Annotated in this window: 18 protein-coding genes and 1 pseudogene; 14 read left to right on the top strand and 5 right to left on the bottom strand. The window is 55.9% G+C overall.

What is annotated here, in order from left to right:
* Positions 1 to 23: 23 nt before the first annotated feature.
* Both BJF97_RS25660 and BJF97_RS25665 read right to left on the bottom strand, forming a co-directional pair.
* A complete protein-coding gene (locus BJF97_RS25660; RefSeq protein WP_032693247.1) occupies positions 24 to 971 on the bottom strand; it encodes a sugar kinase in 948 nt (315 codons plus the stop codon).
* A 10-nt stretch (positions 972 to 981) separates the two neighbouring features.
* On the bottom strand, positions 982 to 1,776 hold the full coding sequence (locus tag BJF97_RS25665; protein WP_162097181.1) for a DeoR/GlpR family DNA-binding transcription regulator: 795 nt from the start codon (positions 1,774 to 1,776) through the stop codon (positions 982 to 984).
* A gap of 352 nt (positions 1,777 to 2,128) precedes the next feature.
* Here BJF97_RS25665 and BJF97_RS25670 point away from each other — a divergent pair, with 352 nt between their 5' ends.
* The 10 genes from BJF97_RS25670 (at position 2,129) to BJF97_RS25715 (ending at position 11,765) form a co-directional block, all read left to right on the top strand.
* The gene (locus BJF97_RS25670) at positions 2,129 to 2,983 is read left to right on the top strand and encodes a tagatose bisphosphate family class II aldolase (protein WP_032693248.1); all 855 of its coding nucleotides are present in this window, start codon (positions 2,129 to 2,131) and stop codon (positions 2,981 to 2,983) included.
* Between the two features lie 24 nt (positions 2,984 to 3,007).
* Complete coding sequence (gene pfkB / locus BJF97_RS25675) at positions 3,008 to 3,922, top strand: 1-phosphofructokinase (RefSeq protein ID WP_032693249.1); 915 nt, start codon at positions 3,008 to 3,010, stop codon at positions 3,920 to 3,922.
* A gap of 10 nt (positions 3,923 to 3,932) precedes the next feature.
* Positions 3,933 to 5,345: a PTS fructose transporter subunit IIC gene (locus BJF97_RS25680; RefSeq protein ID WP_014226956.1), complete on the top strand. Its 1,413-nt coding sequence runs from the start codon at positions 3,933 to 3,935 to the stop codon at positions 5,343 to 5,345.
* Positions 5,346 to 5,355: 10 nt separating this feature from the next.
* Positions 5,356 to 6,171: an HPr family phosphocarrier protein gene (locus tag BJF97_RS25685; protein ID WP_014226957.1), complete on the top strand. Its 816-nt coding sequence runs from the start codon at positions 5,356 to 5,358 to the stop codon at positions 6,169 to 6,171.
* 176 nt (positions 6,172 to 6,347) lie between these two features.
* Complete coding sequence (gene gatZ, locus BJF97_RS25690) at positions 6,348 to 7,619, top strand: tagatose-bisphosphate aldolase subunit GatZ (RefSeq protein WP_032693251.1); 1,272 nt, start codon at positions 6,348 to 6,350, stop codon at positions 7,617 to 7,619.
* Positions 7,620 to 7,633: 14 nt separating this feature from the next.
* Positions 7,634 to 8,101 carry a PTS galactitol transporter subunit IIA gene (gatA, locus tag BJF97_RS25695; RefSeq protein ID WP_014226959.1) on the top strand — a complete coding sequence of 156 codons (468 nt, stop codon included), beginning with the start codon at positions 7,634 to 7,636 and terminating at the stop codon, positions 8,099 to 8,101.
* 26 nt (positions 8,102 to 8,127) lie between these two features.
* A complete protein-coding gene (gene gatB, locus BJF97_RS25700; RefSeq protein WP_004106023.1) occupies positions 8,128 to 8,412 on the top strand; it encodes a PTS galactitol transporter subunit IIB in 285 nt (94 codons plus the stop codon).
* A gap of 5 nt (positions 8,413 to 8,417) precedes the next feature.
* Positions 8,418 to 9,791, top strand: coding sequence for a galactitol-specific PTS transporter subunit IIC (locus BJF97_RS25705; RefSeq protein WP_070083017.1), 1,374 nt, complete (start codon positions 8,418 to 8,420; stop codon positions 9,789 to 9,791).
* Between the two features lie 46 nt (positions 9,792 to 9,837).
* Positions 9,838 to 10,881 (top strand): galactitol-1-phosphate 5-dehydrogenase, encoded by a 1,044-nt coding sequence (gene gatD / locus BJF97_RS25710; RefSeq protein WP_032693252.1) that lies wholly within the window; start codon positions 9,838 to 9,840, stop codon positions 10,879 to 10,881.
* Between the two features lie 110 nt (positions 10,882 to 10,991).
* Positions 10,992 to 11,765 carry a DeoR/GlpR family DNA-binding transcription regulator gene (locus BJF97_RS25715; RefSeq protein ID WP_014226962.1) on the top strand — a complete coding sequence of 258 codons (774 nt, stop codon included), beginning with the start codon at positions 10,992 to 10,994 and terminating at the stop codon, positions 11,763 to 11,765.
* A gap of 64 nt (positions 11,766 to 11,829) precedes the next feature.
* Here the strand turns inward: BJF97_RS25715 and BJF97_RS25720 are convergent.
* Together BJF97_RS25720 and rsmI are read right to left on the bottom strand one after the other, a co-directional pair.
* Positions 11,830 to 12,830, bottom strand: a pseudogene (locus tag BJF97_RS25720) (Fic family protein).
* Positions 12,831 to 12,834: 4 nt separating this feature from the next.
* Entirely contained in the window at positions 12,835 to 13,698 is an 864-nt protein-coding gene (gene rsmI / locus BJF97_RS25725; protein WP_014226964.1) for a 16S rRNA (cytidine(1402)-2'-O)-methyltransferase, read from the bottom strand.
* Positions 13,699 to 13,761: 63 nt separating this feature from the next.
* Here rsmI and BJF97_RS25730 point away from each other — a divergent pair, with 63 nt between their 5' ends.
* Genes BJF97_RS25730 through dolP form a run of 4 tightly spaced genes read left to right on the top strand, consistent with a single transcriptional unit; the run spans position 13,762 to position 17,385 of the window.
* The gene (locus BJF97_RS25730) at positions 13,762 to 15,843 is read left to right on the top strand and encodes a penicillin-binding protein activator (protein ID WP_032693253.1); all 2,082 of its coding nucleotides are present in this window, start codon (positions 13,762 to 13,764) and stop codon (positions 15,841 to 15,843) included.
* A complete protein-coding gene (locus BJF97_RS25735) occupies positions 15,801 to 16,187 on the top strand; it encodes a YraN family protein (RefSeq protein ID WP_014226966.1) in 387 nt (128 codons plus the stop codon). The genes BJF97_RS25730 and BJF97_RS25735 overlap by 43 nt, the downstream gene beginning before the upstream one ends.
* A 22-nt stretch (positions 16,188 to 16,209) precedes the next feature.
* The gene (gene diaA / locus BJF97_RS25740) at positions 16,210 to 16,800 is read left to right on the top strand and encodes a DnaA initiator-associating protein DiaA (RefSeq protein ID WP_002918211.1); all 591 of its coding nucleotides are present in this window, start codon (positions 16,210 to 16,212) and stop codon (positions 16,798 to 16,800) included.
* A 9-nt stretch (positions 16,801 to 16,809) separates the two neighbouring features.
* Positions 16,810 to 17,385 (top strand): division/outer membrane stress-associated lipid-binding lipoprotein, encoded by a 576-nt coding sequence (dolP, locus tag BJF97_RS25745; protein WP_004125578.1) that lies wholly within the window; start codon positions 16,810 to 16,812, stop codon positions 17,383 to 17,385.
* A gap of 107 nt (positions 17,386 to 17,492) precedes the next feature.
* On the opposite strand, the gene BJF97_RS25750 is transcribed toward dolP, so the two are convergent.
* Positions 17,493 to 18,533: a permease gene (locus tag BJF97_RS25750; protein WP_032693254.1), complete on the bottom strand. Its 1,041-nt coding sequence runs from the start codon at positions 18,531 to 18,533 to the stop codon at positions 17,493 to 17,495.
* Positions 18,534 to 18,545 lie beyond the last annotated feature (12 nt).

The following is an 18,545-nucleotide window of genomic DNA, read 5'->3' on the forward strand; positions in this document are numbered from 1 at the left end:
ATGCTTCGGGCGGGATACCTCTGCTATTGATGCGCGTTAAGAAAGGCCTCTATCTGCGCCTTCGTGGACGTTCCCTCCATCGGGCCACGGCGGGAAATCGCCAGAGAACCGCTGGCGTTGGCCCATCTCAGTGCCTCCTGCGGCGATGCGCCGGACAGGAACAGGCTGACAAAGGTCGCACCGAAGCAGTCGCCAGCTCCCGTTGGGTCCACGACCGGGACATGAAAACCGGCAACATGATGCGTTTCCCGGGCGCTGAAATAGCTCGCTCCGCGCGGACCGCGTTTAATCACCACGTGCTTAACGCCGCGCTTTAAAAGCTTATCCACCAGCACCTGTTCATCGCGCCCCGGGTTGAGGCCAAAGTAATCCAGTTCGCCATCGCTGGGCAAAAAGATATCGGTGTAATCAAGGATATACTCAAAGGCCTGCGACATTTCAGGGATATTAAGCATCTCTTTACGGATATTCGGATCGAACGAAACCGTGCCGTTGCGCGCTTTGATATTTTCAATCGCTTTACGCATCGCGTCGATCATGCGAAACGAAAACAGCGAAGAGCCCATAATGTGAAAATGGTTGCACTGGCTAAGCAGAGTATCGTCAATATGGTCAGCGGTTAGCAGGCCGCAGGCGCTGTTCGGCATATTAAAAATAAAATCGCGCTGCGCCTGGCTGCGGTAGCTCACAAAAGCGCTGCCGGTGGTCGCCTTTTGCAGTATGGCGATGCCATTAATATTCACGCCGTCGCTTTCCAGCCGCGCGATATTCATTTCACCAAACGCATCGTTGCCAACGCAGCTAAAAAGCACCGACCCTAACCCCAGCTTTGCCACCTGATCGGCGAAAATTGCCGGCGCGCCGCTGGGATATGGCCCCCAAAACTCTCCCGGGCGCGAAAAGCCCTGGTTCTCTTCTTTTGCCAGAAACTCCACCAGTAGTTCGCCGATGGTGCAAATGGTCACATTCATCATCGCTCCTTTACTTTGCCTTTTGCAAAGCAGGGTTGAGCCATGTCAGGCACTCGTTATTGGTATAGCTGTTAGTCAGGCCAGCGGCGAGAAGGCGGGCATGATACTCCGCGGCGACAATCTGCGGCGTCACGATGCCGCTAATTTGCTGCAAATCGCCAATCGGGTAGCGCTTGTCGCCATAGACCGGACGATGCGCGACGACCGCAATCGCCCTCTCACTTTGCGCCACCGCTTCGCTCAGCAGGCGGGCGCTGGCTTCCTGTCTGACGCTTAAGGTGCCATCTTCAGCAATGTGGTCGACAGCGATCAGCGCTCGCGAGGGACGATAATGACCCAGCGCGCTCAGCGCCAGATCGCCTTCGACTATTTTGCCGCTACTCCCCAACACACCGCCGAGCAGCACGGTTTCTCCATTCAGGAACTCCTGCGCCAGCGGCACATGCGCCAGGTCGTTTAATAGCAGGCAGAGCTCGTCATAACCGGCAAGGAAAGGGATCACTTTGCGTAAGATTGATCCCTGCCCCAGGAACAGCGTTTCGCTATCTTCGATCTGCGCAGCGATCTGGCGCGCCATTTCGGTCTCCAGCGCTTTGTCCGTGGCAACCGGGGCTTCCTGAGCCAGGGCGACCGGAGCGCCGGCCTGGGAAGTGTAAATTGCGCCGCCAAACGAGCGCTTAAGGTAGCCCTGCTGTTCAAGGTAGTTCAGGTCATTACGGATCGTTACCCCAGATACAGCCAGCATTTCAGCCAGATCGTCGACTTTGATCTCTCCGTTCTTGCGCACGATCTCCGCGATGTCCAGGCGCCTTTTCAGCAGACTTGTAGACGGTTTTGCCACAGTGTTGTGCCTTCTTATTTTCTCCCAGAATAACTTTCATTTTTAAATTTCCCCGCTGCATTGTCAAACGCAAGGCCTTCCATACCTGTTTCACGTCGATTTAAAAACATTTAATTCAGTAAGTTACATAAAACATCGTCATTTAAGATACTTTTAAAAAAGAAAACAAACAAGACTATATAACTTTCATTTTTAAAATTACATCACTGTTGTGTGCGATTGATCACAACAATACGTCGAGACGATCGCTACATTACTTTCAAAATGAAGATTCAAAACACAAAAGTACTTACAACGTGAAAGTAAAGGAGAACGAATGTACATTATTTCGAGTAAAAACATGCTGTTGAAAGCTCAGCGCCACGGCTATGCCGTTCCCGCCTTTAATATCCACAACCTGGAAACGATGCAGGTGGTGGTAGAAACCGCCGCCGAACTGCGTTCTCCGCTGATCCTTGCCGGCACCCCGGGAACTTATAGCTATGCAGGAACCGGGAACGTGGTGGCGATCGCTCGCGATCTGGCTAAATACTGGGATCTTCCCTTAGCGGTCCACCTCGATCACCATGAAGATCTGACCGATATCATGCATAAAGTGCAGGCCGGTATCCGCTCGGTCATGATCGACGGTTCACACTCGCCTTTTGAAGAAAACGTCGCGTTAGTCAAGAGCGTGGTTGAACTGAGCCATCGCTATGATGCCAGCGTTGAAGCCGAACTCGGCCGTCTGGGCGGCGTGGAGGATGATTTGGTGGTCGATGCAAAAGATGCGCTGTATACCAACCCGGAACAGGCGCGCGAATTTGTCACCCGCACCGGCATCGACTCGCTGGCGGTGGCTATCGGTACGGCGCACGGCCTGTACGCCGCAGAACCCAAACTCGATTTTGAGCGCCTCGCCGCCATTCGCGATCGCGTTGACGTCCCTCTGGTTCTTCATGGCGCATCCGGGCTGGCCGATAGCGATATCCGCCGGGCAATCTCTCTGGGCGTGTGCAAAGTCAACGTCGCTACCGAGCTGAAAATCGCGTTCTCCGATGCCCTGAAGCAGTACTTCGAGGAAAATCCGGACGCTAACGATCCGCGTCATTACATGAAACCGGCCAAAGCGGCGATGAAGGATATCGTACGCAAAGTCATTCACGTTTGTGGCTGTGAAGGACAACTGTAATTTTCGGATCGAAGGAGCAATGTCGTGATCCATACCCTGACACTCAATACGGCAATCGATATGAATATCTTTTGCGATCCGCTGAAGCCGTCGGCAGTGAACCGAACCCGGCACACCGAATATTGCCCGAATGGCAAAGGAGTGAACGTTTCGCTGATATTAAATCACTATCAGCAACCCACTCACATTATGGGTATTTTCGGTGGTTTCACTGGCCGTTATATCGTGGAAGAGTTACGTCAGAAAAAAATTAAAGTGACGCCGACATGGGTATCTGAGCCAACCCGAATTAATATTTTTATAAATGACGGTGCAGAGGAATATAAGCTCGTTAACCCCGGTGCAAAAATTGATGACGAGTGTAAACAGCAGGTTATTCATCATCTGCAATGCGTCACCTCCGGGGATTATTTAGCGATCAGCGGCAGCCTGCCGCCGGGAATTGAAAGCCGGTTCTATAGCGAGATCATTGAATTATGTCAGCAGAAAGGCTGCGAGGTTATCCTCGATATCAGCCATCCGGTTCTGCGCCAGCTGCTGGAATTACGGCCATTGTTGATCAAACCCAACGATGACGAGCTGCGGGAAATATTTGGTCTCGACGTCAGCGACCATCAGCAGGTACGCGAAGCTATGCGTACCCTGCATCAGTTGGGCGCTCGCAACGTGCTGCTGACGATGGGTGCGGAGGGCCTCTACTTTTCCGATGGCGCAAGCGTGTGGTTTTGCTCCGCACCGAAAATTGAACTGGTCAGCTCCGCCTGCGCCGGCGACGCCGCGCTGGGCGCCTTTCTCAGTAAATGGCTTAACGAAGACGATGTCGCTCACGCCCTGGCACTCGCCAGCGCGACCGGCGCCGACGTCGCCGGTTCCGCCGGATTAGGAAATTTACAACGCACAGAAGAATTATTACAGCAAATTCAGGTCGTTCAATTATAAAGGTCCGATTATGAAAAAAATTATTGCAGTTACCGGCTGCCCTACGGGTATTGCGCATACTTTTATGGCTGAAGAAGCCTTAAAAACCGCAGCGAAGAAATTAAATGTCGACATTAAAGTGGAAACCAACGGAGCTTCCGGCGTTGAAAATGCCATTACCCCCGCGGATTTAGAAGATATTTATGGTGTAATTATTGCCGCCGATAAAGACGTTAACGCCGAGCGATTTAATGGTCTGCCGGTCATTGAGGTTCCGGTTAAAGAAGCCATTCATCATCCGGTCGATTTAATTAATAAAGTGATCGGCGGCCAGGCGTCGCGCCGTCAGGGTATTTCTTCCTCGCCGGAGTCACCGGAGAAATACGCGCAAGAGTCTTTCGGACGCCAGGTTTATAAGCACCTGATGAGCGGCGTGTCCAACATGCTGCCGTTTGTGGTTGCCGGGGGGATTTTAATTGCCATCTCCTTCCTGTGGGGTATCTACTCAGCCGATCCGAACTCGCCGCAGTATAACGTTATTGCCGCGACGCTGATGAAAGTAGGCCAGCAGGCCTTCTCAATCATGGTGCCGATTTTTACCGCTTATATCGCCTGGTCTATTTCCGGCCGCCCCGGTATGGTTGCGGGCTTCGTCGGCGGCTTACTGGCCAACGCGACCGGCGCAGGCTTTCTCGGCGGGATTATCGCTGGTTTCGCCGCCGGTTATTTTATGTTGCTGATCCGCAATATGCTCAACGGCCTGCCGCGTCAGTATGAAGGGCTGAAATCGATCTTCATTATGCCGCTCGTTGGCGTGCTGGTAATAGGCGTGATGATGGTGCTGCTGGGTCAACCTGTCGCCGCCATCAACAACGCGATGATGAACTGGCTGAGTTCATTACAGGAAGCAAACCCGATTCTGCTGGGCATTGTGGTAGGCGCGATGTGCTCCTTCGACTTCGGCGGTCCGGTGAATAAAGCCGCCTACGTCACCGGTACGCTGCTGCTTGGCCAGGGGAACTACTTCTTTATGGCCGGGGTTTCCGCCGCCTGTATTACGCCGCCGCTGGTTATCGCGCTGGCGACAACCTTCTTCCCGAAAGGCTTCAGTGAAGAAGAGCGCGCCGCCGGGATGGTCAACTATATCCTCGGCTGCACCCATATTACTGAAGGCGCTATTCCATTCGCCGCGAAAGATCCTTTACGCGTCATCCCCATGATGATGATCGCCTCTTCCATCTCTGCGATTCTCAGCTATAGCCTGCAAATCCAGGTTCCTGCTCCGCACGGCGGCTTCCTGATCCTGCCGCTGGTAAGTAAACCGCTAATGTGGGTGCTGTGTATTCTCGCCGGTTCCGCCTGCGGCGCGGTCATGCTGGGATGCTGGAGGCTATGGCAAAAACGGACCCAGGAAGCAGCGACGCTTGCCGGTGCCATTAAATAAGGAGCTATTTATGCAACTGACTTGCGCAGATATCCATTTCGATCGCGCGATCAAAACGAAAGATGAAGCGCTGCAACGCGTCGTTGGCAGATTAACCGAAGCCGGGCATACCACGCCCGCTTATCTGAACGGCATGCGCGAACGCGAAGGGCAAATCAGCACGTATCTTGGCAACGGTATTGCCATTCCTCACGGCACGCCGCAGAGCCGCGATGCGGTACTGAAAACCGGTGTCAAAGTACTGGCCTGCCCGCAGGGGGTTGATTGGGGAGAAGAACAAGCGGCTTATCTGATTGTGGGGATCGCCGCGCAGGACAACGAACACCTTGATATTCTTCGCCAGCTTACCCACGCCCTGAGTGACGAACGCGTACCTGCAGCGCTATCGCGCGCTGAGAGTCCGCAGGCGGTGCTGGAGATTCTGGCCGGCAATATCTTCCCGGCCGAAGGGGAAGAGATGGAACCGCCCCCGGCGTTCGATGAAGAGGCGACTTTTACCCTGCGCAATCCCCACGGACTGCACGCGCGGCCAAGCGCTGTACTGGTGAAAGCGGTGAAGCAGTGGCGATCGCAAATTCGGGTGGAAAATCTCGACACCCGTTCCGCTATTGTTGACGCCAAAAATCTGATGCGGGTGGTGTCTCTCGGCGCAAAACAGGGACATCGGCTGCACTTTATGGCCAGCGGGGAAGATGCCCATCAGGCGCTGGAGGCTATCGGTACGGCCTTTAATGCCGGATTAGGCGAAATTGCCGCTCAACCGCAGCAGGTCGTTCAGCCAGCAGAAAAGCCTAAACGGAGCTGGATTTCACGAATATTTAGTTAAATTTCAATAAATTAAAAACGCTCTGCCGTCATCGCCAGAGCGTTTTTTTATCTTTAACTTTCGTAACATTACGTTTTATCTTTCTTTTTTTCGAGATTGATCACAAATCAAAACAAAGGAGTTTGCGGGCAAAACAAAACATAACGAATATATTCGAAAGAAAACGGAGGTTTTAAATGAAAGATATTATTTCCCGCCACAAAGCTGGCGAACACATCGGCATCTGCTCAGTTTGTTCCGCGCATCCACTGGTTATCGAAGCCGCGCTACGTTTCGATCTGCATACCAACAACAAGGTTCTTATCGAAGCAACCTCTAATCAGGTTAACCAGTTTGGCGGCTACACCGGAATGCAGCCTGCGGACTTCCGTGATTTCGTGAATAAAATTGCCCGCGAAGTCGGTTTCCCGTCAGATCGCATCATCCTTGGCGGCGATCATCTCGGGCCGAACTGCTGGCAGGGCGAACCCGCCGCCGAAGCGATGGAAAAATCGGTCGATCTGATTAAAGCCTACGTCGCCGCGGGCTTCAGCAAAATCCATCTCGATGCCTCAATGTCCTGCGCTGACGATCCGGTACCGCTGGACCCGGCCGTCGTCGCCGAACGTGCCGCTCGCCTGTGCCAGGCCGCGGAAGAGACGGCAACCGACGCGCAGAAACGCCATCTGACCTACGTCATCGGCACCGAAGTTCCGGTTCCCGGCGGCGAAGCCAGCACCATCGGCAGCGTCCACGTAACCCGCGCCCAGGATGCGGCGGCAACGCTGGAAACCCATGAAGCCGCCTTCCGCAAGCTGGGTCTTAACGCAGCGCTGGAACGCGTCATCGCTATCGTGGTACAGCCCGGCGTTGAGTTCGACCATACGCAAATTATTCATTACCAGCCAGAGGCCGCCAAAGCGCTCTCCGCGTGGATCGAAGGCACGCCGATGGTCTACGAAGCGCACTCGACTGATTACCAGTCTCGTCAGGCCTACCGGGCGCTGGTGCGCGACCATTACGCCATCCTGAAAGTTGGCCCGGCGCTAACCTTCGCGCTGCGCGAAGCCATTTTTGCCCTCGCGCAAATGGAAAATGAGCTGATCGCTCCGGAATCCCGCAGCCGCGTGATGGAAGTGATTGATGAAGTAATGCTTAACGAGCCGGGCTACTGGAAGAAGTACTACCGCCCGACCTGGAGCCAGGCAATGGTGGATATCCACTTCAGCCTGTCCGATCGCATTCGCTACTACTGGCCGCATCCGCGTATTCGCCAGAGCGTGGAAAAGTTAATTGCAAACCTGACCGAAACTAAGCTGCCGCTGGGCCTTATCAGCCAGTATATGCCCGTGCAGTTTGAACGACTGTCGTTAAACGAACTCGCCGCCGTGCCGCACGACCTCATCCTCGACAAAATTCAGGATGTGCTGCGTGCCTACCGTTACGGCTGTTCATCCGAAATCGCCTGAAGTAAAGAGGATTTATGAGTCAATTGTTTGTTCGTACCGGCATTCATTTTAGTTCCAGCCGGCAGGCGCTGGAGCACATTGGCGAAGAGATGCTGGCGCGCGGCGTTGTGCACGACAGCTATCCACTGGCGCTGCTCGAACGAGAAGCAACTTTCCCCACCGGCATTGCGCTGGAGCAGCACGCGGTCGCGATTCCCCACTGCGAGGCGGTACATGCGAAGTCTCCGGCTATCTACCTGATTCGCCCGGACAACCCGGTCCCTTTTCAGCGTGCTGACGACGACGGCGAAATCGACGTTTCGTTAATCATCGCGCTGATTGTAGAAAATCCGACTGCACAGCTACAGCTGCTGCGCCGGTTATTTAGTGAGCTACAGAACCCGAACACGCTTGAAGCATTGCTGGCTGCCTCACAGGAGCAGCTGCCCGAGCTGTTTCGGCACTCTATCCTTGAGTCAGAGCCCAGCGCTCAGGCTTTATAACAGACTGATAATAAAAGGGGTACCCTATGAAACGTAAAGTAATCGTCGCCTGTGGCGGCGCTGTCGCCACCTCGACCATGGCCGCAGAAGAGATCAAAGATCTGTGCGCGGACCACAGCATCGAGCTGGACCTGGTGCAGTGTCGGGTGAATGAAATCGAAACCTATATGGACGGCGCGCACCTCATCTGCACCACCGCCCGGGTTGACAGAACCTTTGGCGACATTCCGGTGGTTCACGGTATGCCTTTCATTTCTGGCGTAGGCATTGAAGAACTGCAGCAAAAAATCCTGAACATCCTGACGGAGTAACGCCCATGTTTAGCGAAATCATGCGTTATATCCTCGACCTTGGTCCAACGGTGATGCTGCCGATCGTGATCATCATCTTCTCCAAAATACTGGGGATGAAGCTCGGGGACTGTTTTAAATCAGGCCTGCACATCGGGATTGGTTTCGTCGGTATCGGCCTGGTTATCGGCCTGATGCTCGACTCCATCGGCCCGGCGGCGAAAGCGATGGCGGAGCATTTCCAGATTAACCTGCACGTGATTGATATTGGCTGGCCGGGGTCGTCGCCGATGACCTGGGCCTCGCAAATCGCGCTGGTGGCGATTCCCATCGCCATCGCGGTCATCATCTTCATGCTGGTCACCCGAATGACTCGCGTCGTGAACGTCGACATCTGGAACATCTGGCATATGACCTTTACCGGCGCAATGCTGCATATCGCGACCGGTTCTTACTGGATTGGGATTCTTGGCGTAGTGGTGCATGCGGCTTTCGTCTACAAGCTCGGCGACTGGTTTGCGAAGGATACCCGCGACTTTTTCGGCCTCGATGGTATTGCTATTCCGCACGGTAGCTCGGCGTATTTAGGACCGATAGCGGTGCTGGTCGATACGATTATCGAAAAAATTCCCGGCCTGAACCGCATCCACTTCAGCGCTGACGACATCCAGAAACGCTTCGGTCCGTTTGGCGAACCGGTCACCGTCGGTTTTGTAATGGGTCTGGTCATCGGCGCGCTGGCGGGCTACGACCTGAAGGGCATCCTCCAGCTGGCGGTGAAAACCGCGGCCGTCATGCTGCTGATGCCGCGCGTCATCAAACCTATCATGGATGGCCTGAACCCGATTGCCAAACAGGCGCGTAAACGTCTGCAGGCGAAGTTTGGCGGCCAGGATTTCCTGATTGGTCTCGATCCGGCGCTGCTGCTTGGTCATACCTCGGTCGTATCGGCCAGCCTGATCTTTATTCCGCTAACTATTCTGATCGCGGTTGTGGTGCCGGGCAACCAGGTCCTGCCGTTCGGCGATCTCGCGACCATTGGATTCTTTGTCGCCATGGCGGTGGCGGTACACCAGGGGAACCTGTTCCGCACGCTGATTTCCGGGATCATCCTGATGGGGATAACGCTATGGATTGCCACGCAGACCATCGGCCTGCATACCCAGCTGGCGGCTAACGCCGGGGCTCTGAAGACGGGCGGCCTTGTGGCCTCTATGGACCAGGGCGGTTCACCGGTTACCTGGCTGCTCATTCAGCTCTTCACCTGGCAAAACGTGGTGGGTTTTGTGGTTATCGGCGTCATCTATGTTGCCGGCGTGCTGTTGACGTGGCGTCGGGCGCGCAGCTTCGCCGCCGCAGAGAAAGCCGCCGTCGCGCAACAAAGCCCAGGCGTTTCTTAATCTCAAGGGGGAGCATCCGCTCCCCCGGACATTTCTGGAGAATATTATGCAATCAGTGGTTATCCATGCTGAGGGGACAGTGCGCGTTGAAGAACGCCCGATACCGACTCTACAAACGGAAAACGATGTCCTGGTCAAAGTCGTCAGCTCCGGATTGTGCGGTTCCGATATTCCGCGCATCTTCGCCAAAGGCGCCCACTACTATCCCATCACCCTGGGTCATGAGTTCAGCGGCTATGTTGAATCTTATGGCTCAGCGGTGACCGACCTGCAGCCGGGCGACGCGGTAGCCTGCGTGCCTCTGCTCCCCTGTTTTAACTGCCCCCAGTGCCAGCGCGAATACTTCTCTCTCTGCAAACAGTACCAGTTTGTCGGTTCGCGCAGCGAAGGCGGAAATGCGCAGTACGTGGTGGTCAAACGCGCCAACCTGTTCCGTCTGCCGGACCAGATGCCGATTGATGACGGCGCGTTTATTGAACCGATGACCGTCGGCCTGCACGCCTTCCATCTGGCTCAGGGCTGCGAAGGGAAAAACGTCATTATTATTGGCGCAGGCACAATTGGTTTGCTGGCGTTGCAGTGCGCCCGCGAACTGGGCGCCAAAAGCATTACGGCAATCGATATCAACCCGCAGAAGCTGGCGCTGGCAAAAATGCTCGGCGCAACGCACGTCTTTAACAGCAAGGAGATGAGCGGCAAACAGATTCAAACGGCGCTGGAAGAGATTCAGTTCGACCAGCTGGTGCTGGAAACCGCCGGTACGCCGCAAACCGTGGCGCTGGGCATTGAGGTCGCCGGACCGCGCGCGCAGCTGGCGCTGGTGGGTACCTTGCACCATGACTTAACGCTGCCTTTCGCCACCTTTGGCCAGATTCTTCGAAAAGAGCTGACTATTGTCGGCAGCTGGATGAACTACTCGGGCCCGTGGCCTGGAAAAGAGTGGCAAACGGCGGTTCGCCTGCTGACGGAAAAACGCATTCAGCTTGCCCCGCTTATCACCCACATCGGCGATGCCGAAAGCTTTGCCCGCGAAGTCCAGGCGCTCAACGGTGCGCCGATGCAGGGGAAAATCCTGCTTAAACTCTCCTGACCAACTGAGCCAGCAATCAGAGCTGGCTCACATAACCTTTCGAAAATTATCGTTCAACTTTCATTACCCTTCGATTACACTAAGATCAGTTAATTATCAGGCAAATTAATATGAACTCATTCGAGCGAAGGAATAAAATTGTCGAAATGGTCAATGCGCAGGGTAGCGTATTGGTGCTGGACCTTTCGAATCTCTTTGGCATCTCCGAAGTGACGATCCGGGCCGATCTCCGTTTGCTGGAAGAAAAAGGGTTACTCACCCGCTTTCACGGCGGTGCCGCAAGGCCCGGCAGCAATTTGACCGAAGGAGATAATCTGGAAGTAGTACTTGAAGATCGTTATCAGTTGGCCAGCGATCCGAAAAAACGGATAGCCCAGGCCGCGGCGGCGATGATTAGCGAAGGCATGACGGTGATCCTGGATAGCGGCAGCACTACCCTACTGATTGCCGAGGCGCTGGTACGTATGACCAATATCACGGTGATTACCAACAGCCTGCCCGCGGCGTTTACGCTATCCGAAAACAAAGATATCACCCTGGTGGTCTGCGGCGGCACCGTACGCCACAAAACACACTCCATGCACGGCACCATCGCCGAACGTTCTCTTCAGGGCATCAGCGCCGATCTGATGTTCGTCGGCGCAGACGGCATCGATACCACCAACGGCATCACCACCTTCAACGAAGGTTACTCCATCAGCGGCGTCATGGCCGCCGCGGCACATAAGGTCATTGCCGTGCTGGACGCCAGCAAATTCAATCGCCGCGGGTTCAATCAAGTTCTACCGATGGAGAAAATAAACTGCGTGATTACCGACAGCGAAATAAATGAAGAACATCGGAAGGCATTAAAAAGTACCGGGATTGAGTTACACATCGTATAGAAAATAAGGCAGATGCGGTGACATCTGCCCTATTGACCATCACGTTTTGTACGCTGATAACCCGCTAAAGAATGCGCCAGGCTCCCCTTTTTTTTGCGCCGGTCCGCTGTAATCTTCCCTTTTGCTGCAGCGTCTTCAGATACCGTTCAACGGTTCTGGCAGAAACATCTATTTCCTGAGCCATGTCTTTCGCGGTGCGCGTGGGTTCTTTAGACAAAAGCTTGAGGATCCGTTCCTCAACGGCCGCCAGCATTTCCACTTTTTCTTCCGACACTTCTTCCGACACTTCTTCCGACAGAGATGCTGTTTGTCCTATGCCATCTTTCAACGCGATAACCATATTTTCCAGCATAATTCAATAAACGGCGTGCTGTCACTCTGGCTATCACACATCCCTAAAACCTGGTAATAGCGCTCCTGCTGATAATGCATCAACGTTTCAACTGGTAGCCAGGCAAGCTCCGCGCGCCATTGGCTAAGAATTAAGGTTTGCCACAAGCGTCCCATTCGGCCATTACCATCGGCAAATGGATGGATAAACTCAAATTCGTAGTGGAAGACAGCTCCAGCGATAAGCGGATGAATGTCAGTGACTTTCAGCCATAGCAGCAACTCGTTTATCAAACGCTCGACCTGAGAGGCGGGGGGAGCCATATGAACCAGTCTGGTATCCCGGAAGATCCCTACATCACCGTCACGCAGCTGGCCGGGGTTATCAACCAGCCCTATCATCAGCGTCCGGTGGGCGGTCAAAAGATCGGTTAACCGGTGGCTTTTCCATGTAGGCATTTTTTCATATGCCAGAAGAGCGTTTCTCACTTCCTGAATATCTTTTGCTGGCGCAAGAACACGTTTACCCTCCACTAGCGCAGTGACCTGATCGGTACTCAGGCTGTTATGCTCTATCGCCAAAGACGCCTGAATCGTACGAATACGATTCTCTTTTCGCAGAAGGGGGGAGGCTCGTCCCGTTTGAGCTGACCAGTGCCCTAACAGCTCACCAATCTCAACAACCAGATTGAGAATGGCAGGAGTAATGCTAAACGGCGGCTGGTAATGACTCATGAGATTAGTCTCCCTGCTGCTCCAGGGCATACTTATACAGGGCGTTTTTCTTCACGCCGTGGATTTCCGCAGCCAGCGCGGCGGCTTTTTTCAGCGGCAGCTCAGCCTGCAGCAGGGCCAGCGTACGCAGCGCTACCGCCGGCAGCGCCTCTTCCTGCGCTTTAAAACCTTCTACGATCAGCACCATCTCGCCTTTACGGCGATTTTCGTCCTCTTTCACCCATGCCAGCAGCTCGCCGATCGGCGCTCCGTGAATCGATTCCCAGGTTTTGGTCAGCTCACGCGCCAGCACCACGTAGCGGGACTCCCCCAGCACAGCGCAGATATCCTCCAGGCTTTCCAGCAGACGGTGGGTAGACTCATAAAAAATAATCGTCCGCGGCTCTTCTTCCAGCGCCTTCAGCGTATCGCGACGCCCTTTGGATTTGGCAGGCAAAAAGCCTTCATAGCAGAAGCGATCCGAAGGCAGACCCGCCGCGCTCAGCGCCGCAATCGCCGCACAGGGGCCGGGCAGAGGCACCACGCGAATATTAGCTTCACGGCAGGTACGCACCAGATGATAGCCGGGATCGTTAATCAGCGGCGTTCCGGCGTCGGAAACCAGCGCGATGTTTTGCCCCGCTTTAAGCTTCGCCACCAGCGTTTCCGCCTTTTGCTGCTCGTTGTGGTCATGAAGCGCGAATAAACGGGCGTTGATCGCAAAATGCTGCAGCAGCAAACCGGTATGGCGGGTATCTTCCGCTGCAACTAAATCAACGGCTTGCAACACTTCCAGCGCGCGTTGCGTGATATCAGACAGATTCCCTATCGGAGTGGGCACAATATAGAGCTGTCCCTGAGAATTATCTGCTGATTCGTGTTGTTTCATTGTCTCGTCCGTATTGCCGAATTAATATTGAGCATTGAGCCAAAAAAATATCACTGGACACATATGGTACCGTCAACATTTCTTCGTTCTAAACCCGTGCGTTGTCTGCCCGTACTGCTGGCCGCGCTGATCTTTGCCGGCTGCGGTACCCATACTCCGGATCAAAGTACGGCGTATTTGCAGGGTACGGCTCAGGCAGACTCCAGTTACTATCTGCAACAGATGCAGCAAAGCACGAATGATAGCAAGACCAACTGGCAATTACTCGCCATTCGTGCACTGCTGAAGGAAGGTAAGAAACCGCAGGCGATCGACCTGTTCAACCAGCTACCGTCTAATCTCAACGGTGCGCAAAGCCGCGAAAGGTCGCTGCTGGCGGTGGAAGTGAAGCTGGCGCAGAACGATTTCCAGGGCGCGCAGACGCTGCTCAGCAAGCTCGACCTGGCAAGCCTTGAGGAGAACCAACTGCCCCGCTACTGGCAGGCGCAAATTGACGCCAGCCAGGGTCAACCCTCGCTGAACCTGCTGCGGGCCCTGATTGCCCAACAGTCGCTGTTAAGCCTGCCTGCGCAAAAGCAGAAAAACATCGACGCGACCTGGAAAGCGCTCACCGCCATGACCAAAGATCAGGCCAACGCGCTGGTCATTAACGCCGATGAGAACGTCCTGCAGGGCTGGCTGGATCTGCAGCGCATGTGGTTTGATAACCGCAGCGATCCGACGATGCTCAAGGCGGGAGTGAAAGACTGGCAGACTCGCTACCCGCAAAACCCGGGGGCGAAAATGCTGCCGACGCAGTTAGTGAATATGCAGAACTACCAGGCCGCATCGATCAATAAAATCGCCCTGCTGCTGCCGTTAAACGGCCAGGCGGCGATTTTTGGCCGCACGATCCAGCAGGGCTTTGAAGCGGCGAAGAACGGCGCGCCTGCCGTTGCAGGAAGCGCAGTACCCGCCCAGGTCGCCCAGGCGGCGAACGTTGCCGAAAGCGCCGTAGTCAGCCCATCGCAGGCGGAGGTCACCGATCTGACGACCACCAATAACGCTCAGACCCCGGTACAGGCGCCAGCGGCCGACCAGGCGCAAACCGCGGCGCCGGTCACCGCGCCGGCGGCAGTACAAGCCCCGACGCCGGAGGCCACCAGCCAGCCGGCGGAAGCGGCGCAGGCTCAGGCAGTCGCCGCAACGCCAGCCAACCCTTCCGCAGAACTGAAAATCTACGACACCACCACTCAGCCAATGAGCCAGCTGCTGGCCCAGGTACAGCAGGATGGCGCGACCATCGTCGTCGGCCCGCTGCTGAAAGATAATGTCGAAGATGTCATCAAGAGCAATACCTCGCTGAACGTGCTGGCGCTCAATCAGCCGGAAAAAGTCGAAAGCCGGGCCAATATCTGCTATTTCGCCCTCTCGCCGGAAGACGAAGCCCGCGACGCGGCGCATCACATTCACGATCAGGGCAAACAGACTCCGCTGCTGCTGGTGCCTCGCGGCGCCCTGGGCGATCGGGTGGTTACCGCCTTCGCCAACGAGTGGCTGAAGCTGGGGGGCGGTACCGTCCTGCAACAGCGCCTGGGCTCCACCGCCGAGCTGCGCGGCAGCGTCAACAGCGGTATTTCGCTAAGCGGTACGCCGGTCTCAACCCTGCCGTCAGCGCAGGACAGCGCCCTGGGTAGCCCGAGCGATGTGCCGGTCAGCAGCACCGGCGGCGTCGACGCCGCGTATATCCTGGCCACGCCGGAACAAATCGCTTACATCAAACCGATGATCGCCCTGCGTAACGGCAGCCAGAGCGGCGTAACGCTCTACGCCAGCTCCCGCAGCGCCCAGGGGACTTCCGGACCGGACTTCCGTCTGGAGATGGAAGGTCTGCAATATAGCGAGATCCCGATGCTGGCGGGAAGTAACCCTGCCCTGCAGCAGCAGGCGCTGGCCGCCGTTCGTAACGACTACTCGCTGGCGCGCCTGTACGCCATGGGCGCCGACGCCTGGTCCCTTGCCAACCATTTCTCGCAGATGCGCCAGGTTCCCGGCTTTGAGCTGAACGGCAATACCGGCGATCTTACGGCCACGCAGGATTGCGTGATCAACAGGAAACTGTCATGGCTCAAATACCAGGGTGGGCAAATCGTCGCGGCCAACTAAGTAAACAGACCGGCGATGCCTGGGAAACCCAGGCGCGCCGCTGGCTGGAGAGCCAGGGTCTGCGCTTTATCGCCGCCAACGTCCGCGAGCGCGGCGGCGAGATAGACCTCATCATGCGCGACGGCAGCGTCACCGTCTTTGTCGAAGTACGCTATCGTCGCAGCGCAAACTACGGCGATGCCGCCTCCAGCGTGACGCCGCAAAAGCAACAAAGACTGCTCAAAGCCGCGCGTCTGTGGCTCTGCCGACAGAATGGGAGCTTTGAGACTGTGGATTGCCGTTTCGATGTGGTAGCCTTCACCGGAAACGACATCCAATGGCTAAAAAACGCCTTTGGCGAATAGCGTAAACGAATTAAGGGATCCCGTGCTCGACAGAATCAAAGCCTGCTTCACCGAAAGCATTCAAACCCAAATTGCAGCAGCGGAAGCACTCCCGGACGCCATCTCACGTGCGGCGATGACGCTCGTTCAGTCGCTGCTGAACGGCAACAAAATCCTCTGTTGTGGTAATGGCACTTCCGCCGCCAACGCACAGCATTTTGCTGCCAGTATGATTAACCGTTTTGAAACAGAGCGTCCTGGTTTACCCGCCATTGCACTAAATACCGATAATGTGGTCTTAACCGCAATTGCCAACGATCGCCTGCATGACGAAATCTATGCTAAGCAGGTGCGAGCGTTGGGACACGCCGGCGACGTGCTGCTGGCGATTTCTACGCGCGGCAACAGCCGGGACATCGTGAAAGCCGTGGAAGCGGCGGTCACCCGCGATATGACTATCGTGGCGTTAACCGGTTATGACGGCGGTGAACTGGCTGGCCTGTTAGGGCAGCAGGACGTCGAAATCCGCATTCCGTCGCATCGCAGCGCGCGAATTCAGGAAATGCACATGCTCACCGTCAACTGTCTGTGCGATTTGATCGATAACACGCTTTTTCCACACCAGGACGATTAAGGAGAACACATGAAGGCTCTCTCGCCCCTCGCCATTCTGCTGTCTGCGCTACTGCTTCAGGGATGCGTTGCTGCCGCGGTAGTCGGAACGGCAGCAGTCGGCACTAAAGCCGCGACGGACCCGCGTACGGTAGGTACTCAGGTGGACGACAGCACGCTGGAGCTGCGCGTTAACAGCGCGCTGTCGAAAGATGAACAAATTAAGAAACAGGCCCGCATCAACGTGACCGCCTACCAGGGCAAAGTTCTGCTGACCGGGCAGTCCCCAACGTCCGATCTCTCCGCGCGCGCGAAGCAAATCGCTATGGGCGTAGAAGGTACGACGGAGGTGTTTAACGAAGTGCGTCAGGGCCAGCCGATCGGCTTAGGAACCGCGTCTTCGGATACCTGGATCACCACCAAAGTCCGCTCCCAGCTGCTGGGTACCGACCAGGTGAAATCCTCCAACGTGAAGGTGACAACCGAAAACGGTGAAGTGTTCCTGATGGGTCTGGTCACCGACCGTGAAGGACGCGCGGCGGCGGATATCGCCAGCCGGGTGAGCGGCGTGTCTCGCGTCACCACCGCCTTTACCTATATCAAGTAAGCGTCTCTGCCTCCCGGCCAGCGCTACGCTGAGCCGGGCTACGGGTTCACCGTTGGCTGTGGGCCGGTAGCCCGGACAGGCGCGCAGCGCCGCCTCCGGGAAGATCATCACAGTAAAGCGACTCCCCCGACCACCGCGCCGCACAGCGCCACCAGCCCGCCGGTCAGCCACAGCGCCTTCGCCGGGAACGCTTTACGTAGCATAATCAGTGACGGTACGCTGACAGCAGGCAGCGTAATCAGCAGCGCCAGCGCGGGCGCCATGCCCATTCCTGCCAGCATCATGGTCTGCACAATCGGGATCTCCGCCGCCGTCGGTATCACAAACAGGCAGCCGGCAATCGCCATGGCAATCACCCAGAACAGCGTATTCTCCACCACGCCATCGGCGTGAGGGAATAGCCACACCCGCGCGGCGCCCAGCACCAGAACCGCCAGAATATAAACCGGGATGGTATTCCAGAACAGCGTCCACAGCGCGTGCAGCCAGCGGCTGAAGAAGCCGTCCTGCCCCGTTGTGACCGACATTTCAGGCACGGGAACCGGCTGCGTCGCCGCTTCTTTCACCCATTTCTGAACCAGCGTGGCGACCACCAGTACGGTCGCCAGTCCCGCCAGCAGGCGAATCAGCGCAAACTGCCAGCCCAGCACGAAGCCCATAAACACCAGCGTCGCCGGGTTGAGCAGCGGATTGCCCAGCCAGAATGCCAGCGCGCCGCCCATGGATACCTGCTGTTTACGCATTCCCGCAGCCACCGGCGCGGCGCAGCAGGTGCACATCATCCCCGGCAGAGAGAACGCGGTCCCCAGCAGCGTACCGCGAAAACGCGATTGCCCTAACGTGCGCCGCAGCCAGTCACGCGGGATCAGCACCTGAATGAGCGATCCCAGCAGCACGCCTAATACCGCCGCTTTCCATACCGCCAGGAAATAGACCAGCGCGTAATCCCAGGCCGCAGCGAAAGGATTCGCGTCGCTATTTGCAAGAATGGATTTGCCGATACTGTGCGTCTCAGCGGCGGTAAAGGCTTTGCCGTAATAGGGCTGCCATTTAACGAACCACAGACCAACGATAACGACGAGAAAAAACAGCGCGGGCTTCCACCATTGAAACGGTGCTGCCGCCTGAGATGAAGACTGACCAGCCATAGCATTCCCCAG

This window comes from Klebsiella sp. LTGPAF-6F (assembly GCF_001753185.1).
Lineage (GTDB): Bacteria > Pseudomonadota > Gammaproteobacteria > Enterobacterales > Enterobacteriaceae > Klebsiella > Klebsiella michiganensis.

Excerpts from the sequence above, each read along its gene's own strand:
- BJF97_RS25660 (WP_032693247.1), bottom strand. The coding sequence starts at position 971 with ATGAATGTGACCATTTGCACCATCGGCGAACTACTGGTGGAGTTTCTG.
- gatB (WP_004106023.1), top strand. The coding sequence starts at position 8,128 with ATGAAACGTAAAGTAATCGTCGCCTGTGGCGGCGCTGTCGCCACCTCG.
- BJF97_RS25670 (WP_032693248.1), top strand. The coding sequence starts at position 2,129 with ATGTACATTATTTCGAGTAAAAACATGCTGTTGAAAGCTCAGCGCCAC.
- BJF97_RS25750 (WP_032693254.1), bottom strand. The coding sequence starts at position 18,533 with ATGGCTGGTCAGTCTTCATCTCAGGCGGCAGCACCGTTTCAATGGTGG.
- BJF97_RS25735 (WP_014226966.1), top strand. The coding sequence starts at position 15,801 with ATGGCTCAAATACCAGGGTGGGCAAATCGTCGCGGCCAACTAAGTAAA.
- BJF97_RS25715 (WP_014226962.1), top strand. The coding sequence starts at position 10,992 with ATGAACTCATTCGAGCGAAGGAATAAAATTGTCGAAATGGTCAATGCG.
- BJF97_RS25680 (WP_014226956.1), top strand. The coding sequence starts at position 3,933 with ATGAAAAAAATTATTGCAGTTACCGGCTGCCCTACGGGTATTGCGCAT.
- rsmI (WP_014226964.1), bottom strand. The coding sequence starts at position 13,698 with ATGAAACAACACGAATCAGCAGATAATTCTCAGGGACAGCTCTATATT.
- gatD (WP_032693252.1), top strand. The coding sequence starts at position 9,838 with ATGCAATCAGTGGTTATCCATGCTGAGGGGACAGTGCGCGTTGAAGAA.
- gatZ (WP_032693251.1), top strand. The coding sequence starts at position 6,348 with ATGAAAGATATTATTTCCCGCCACAAAGCTGGCGAACACATCGGCATC.
- gatA (WP_014226959.1), top strand. The coding sequence starts at position 7,634 with ATGAGTCAATTGTTTGTTCGTACCGGCATTCATTTTAGTTCCAGCCGG.
- BJF97_RS25730 (WP_032693253.1), top strand. The coding sequence starts at position 13,762 with ATGGTACCGTCAACATTTCTTCGTTCTAAACCCGTGCGTTGTCTGCCC.
- BJF97_RS25705 (WP_070083017.1), top strand. The coding sequence starts at position 8,418 with ATGTTTAGCGAAATCATGCGTTATATCCTCGACCTTGGTCCAACGGTG.
- BJF97_RS25685 (WP_014226957.1), top strand. The coding sequence starts at position 5,356 with ATGCAACTGACTTGCGCAGATATCCATTTCGATCGCGCGATCAAAACG.
- dolP (WP_004125578.1), top strand. The coding sequence starts at position 16,810 with ATGAAGGCTCTCTCGCCCCTCGCCATTCTGCTGTCTGCGCTACTGCTT.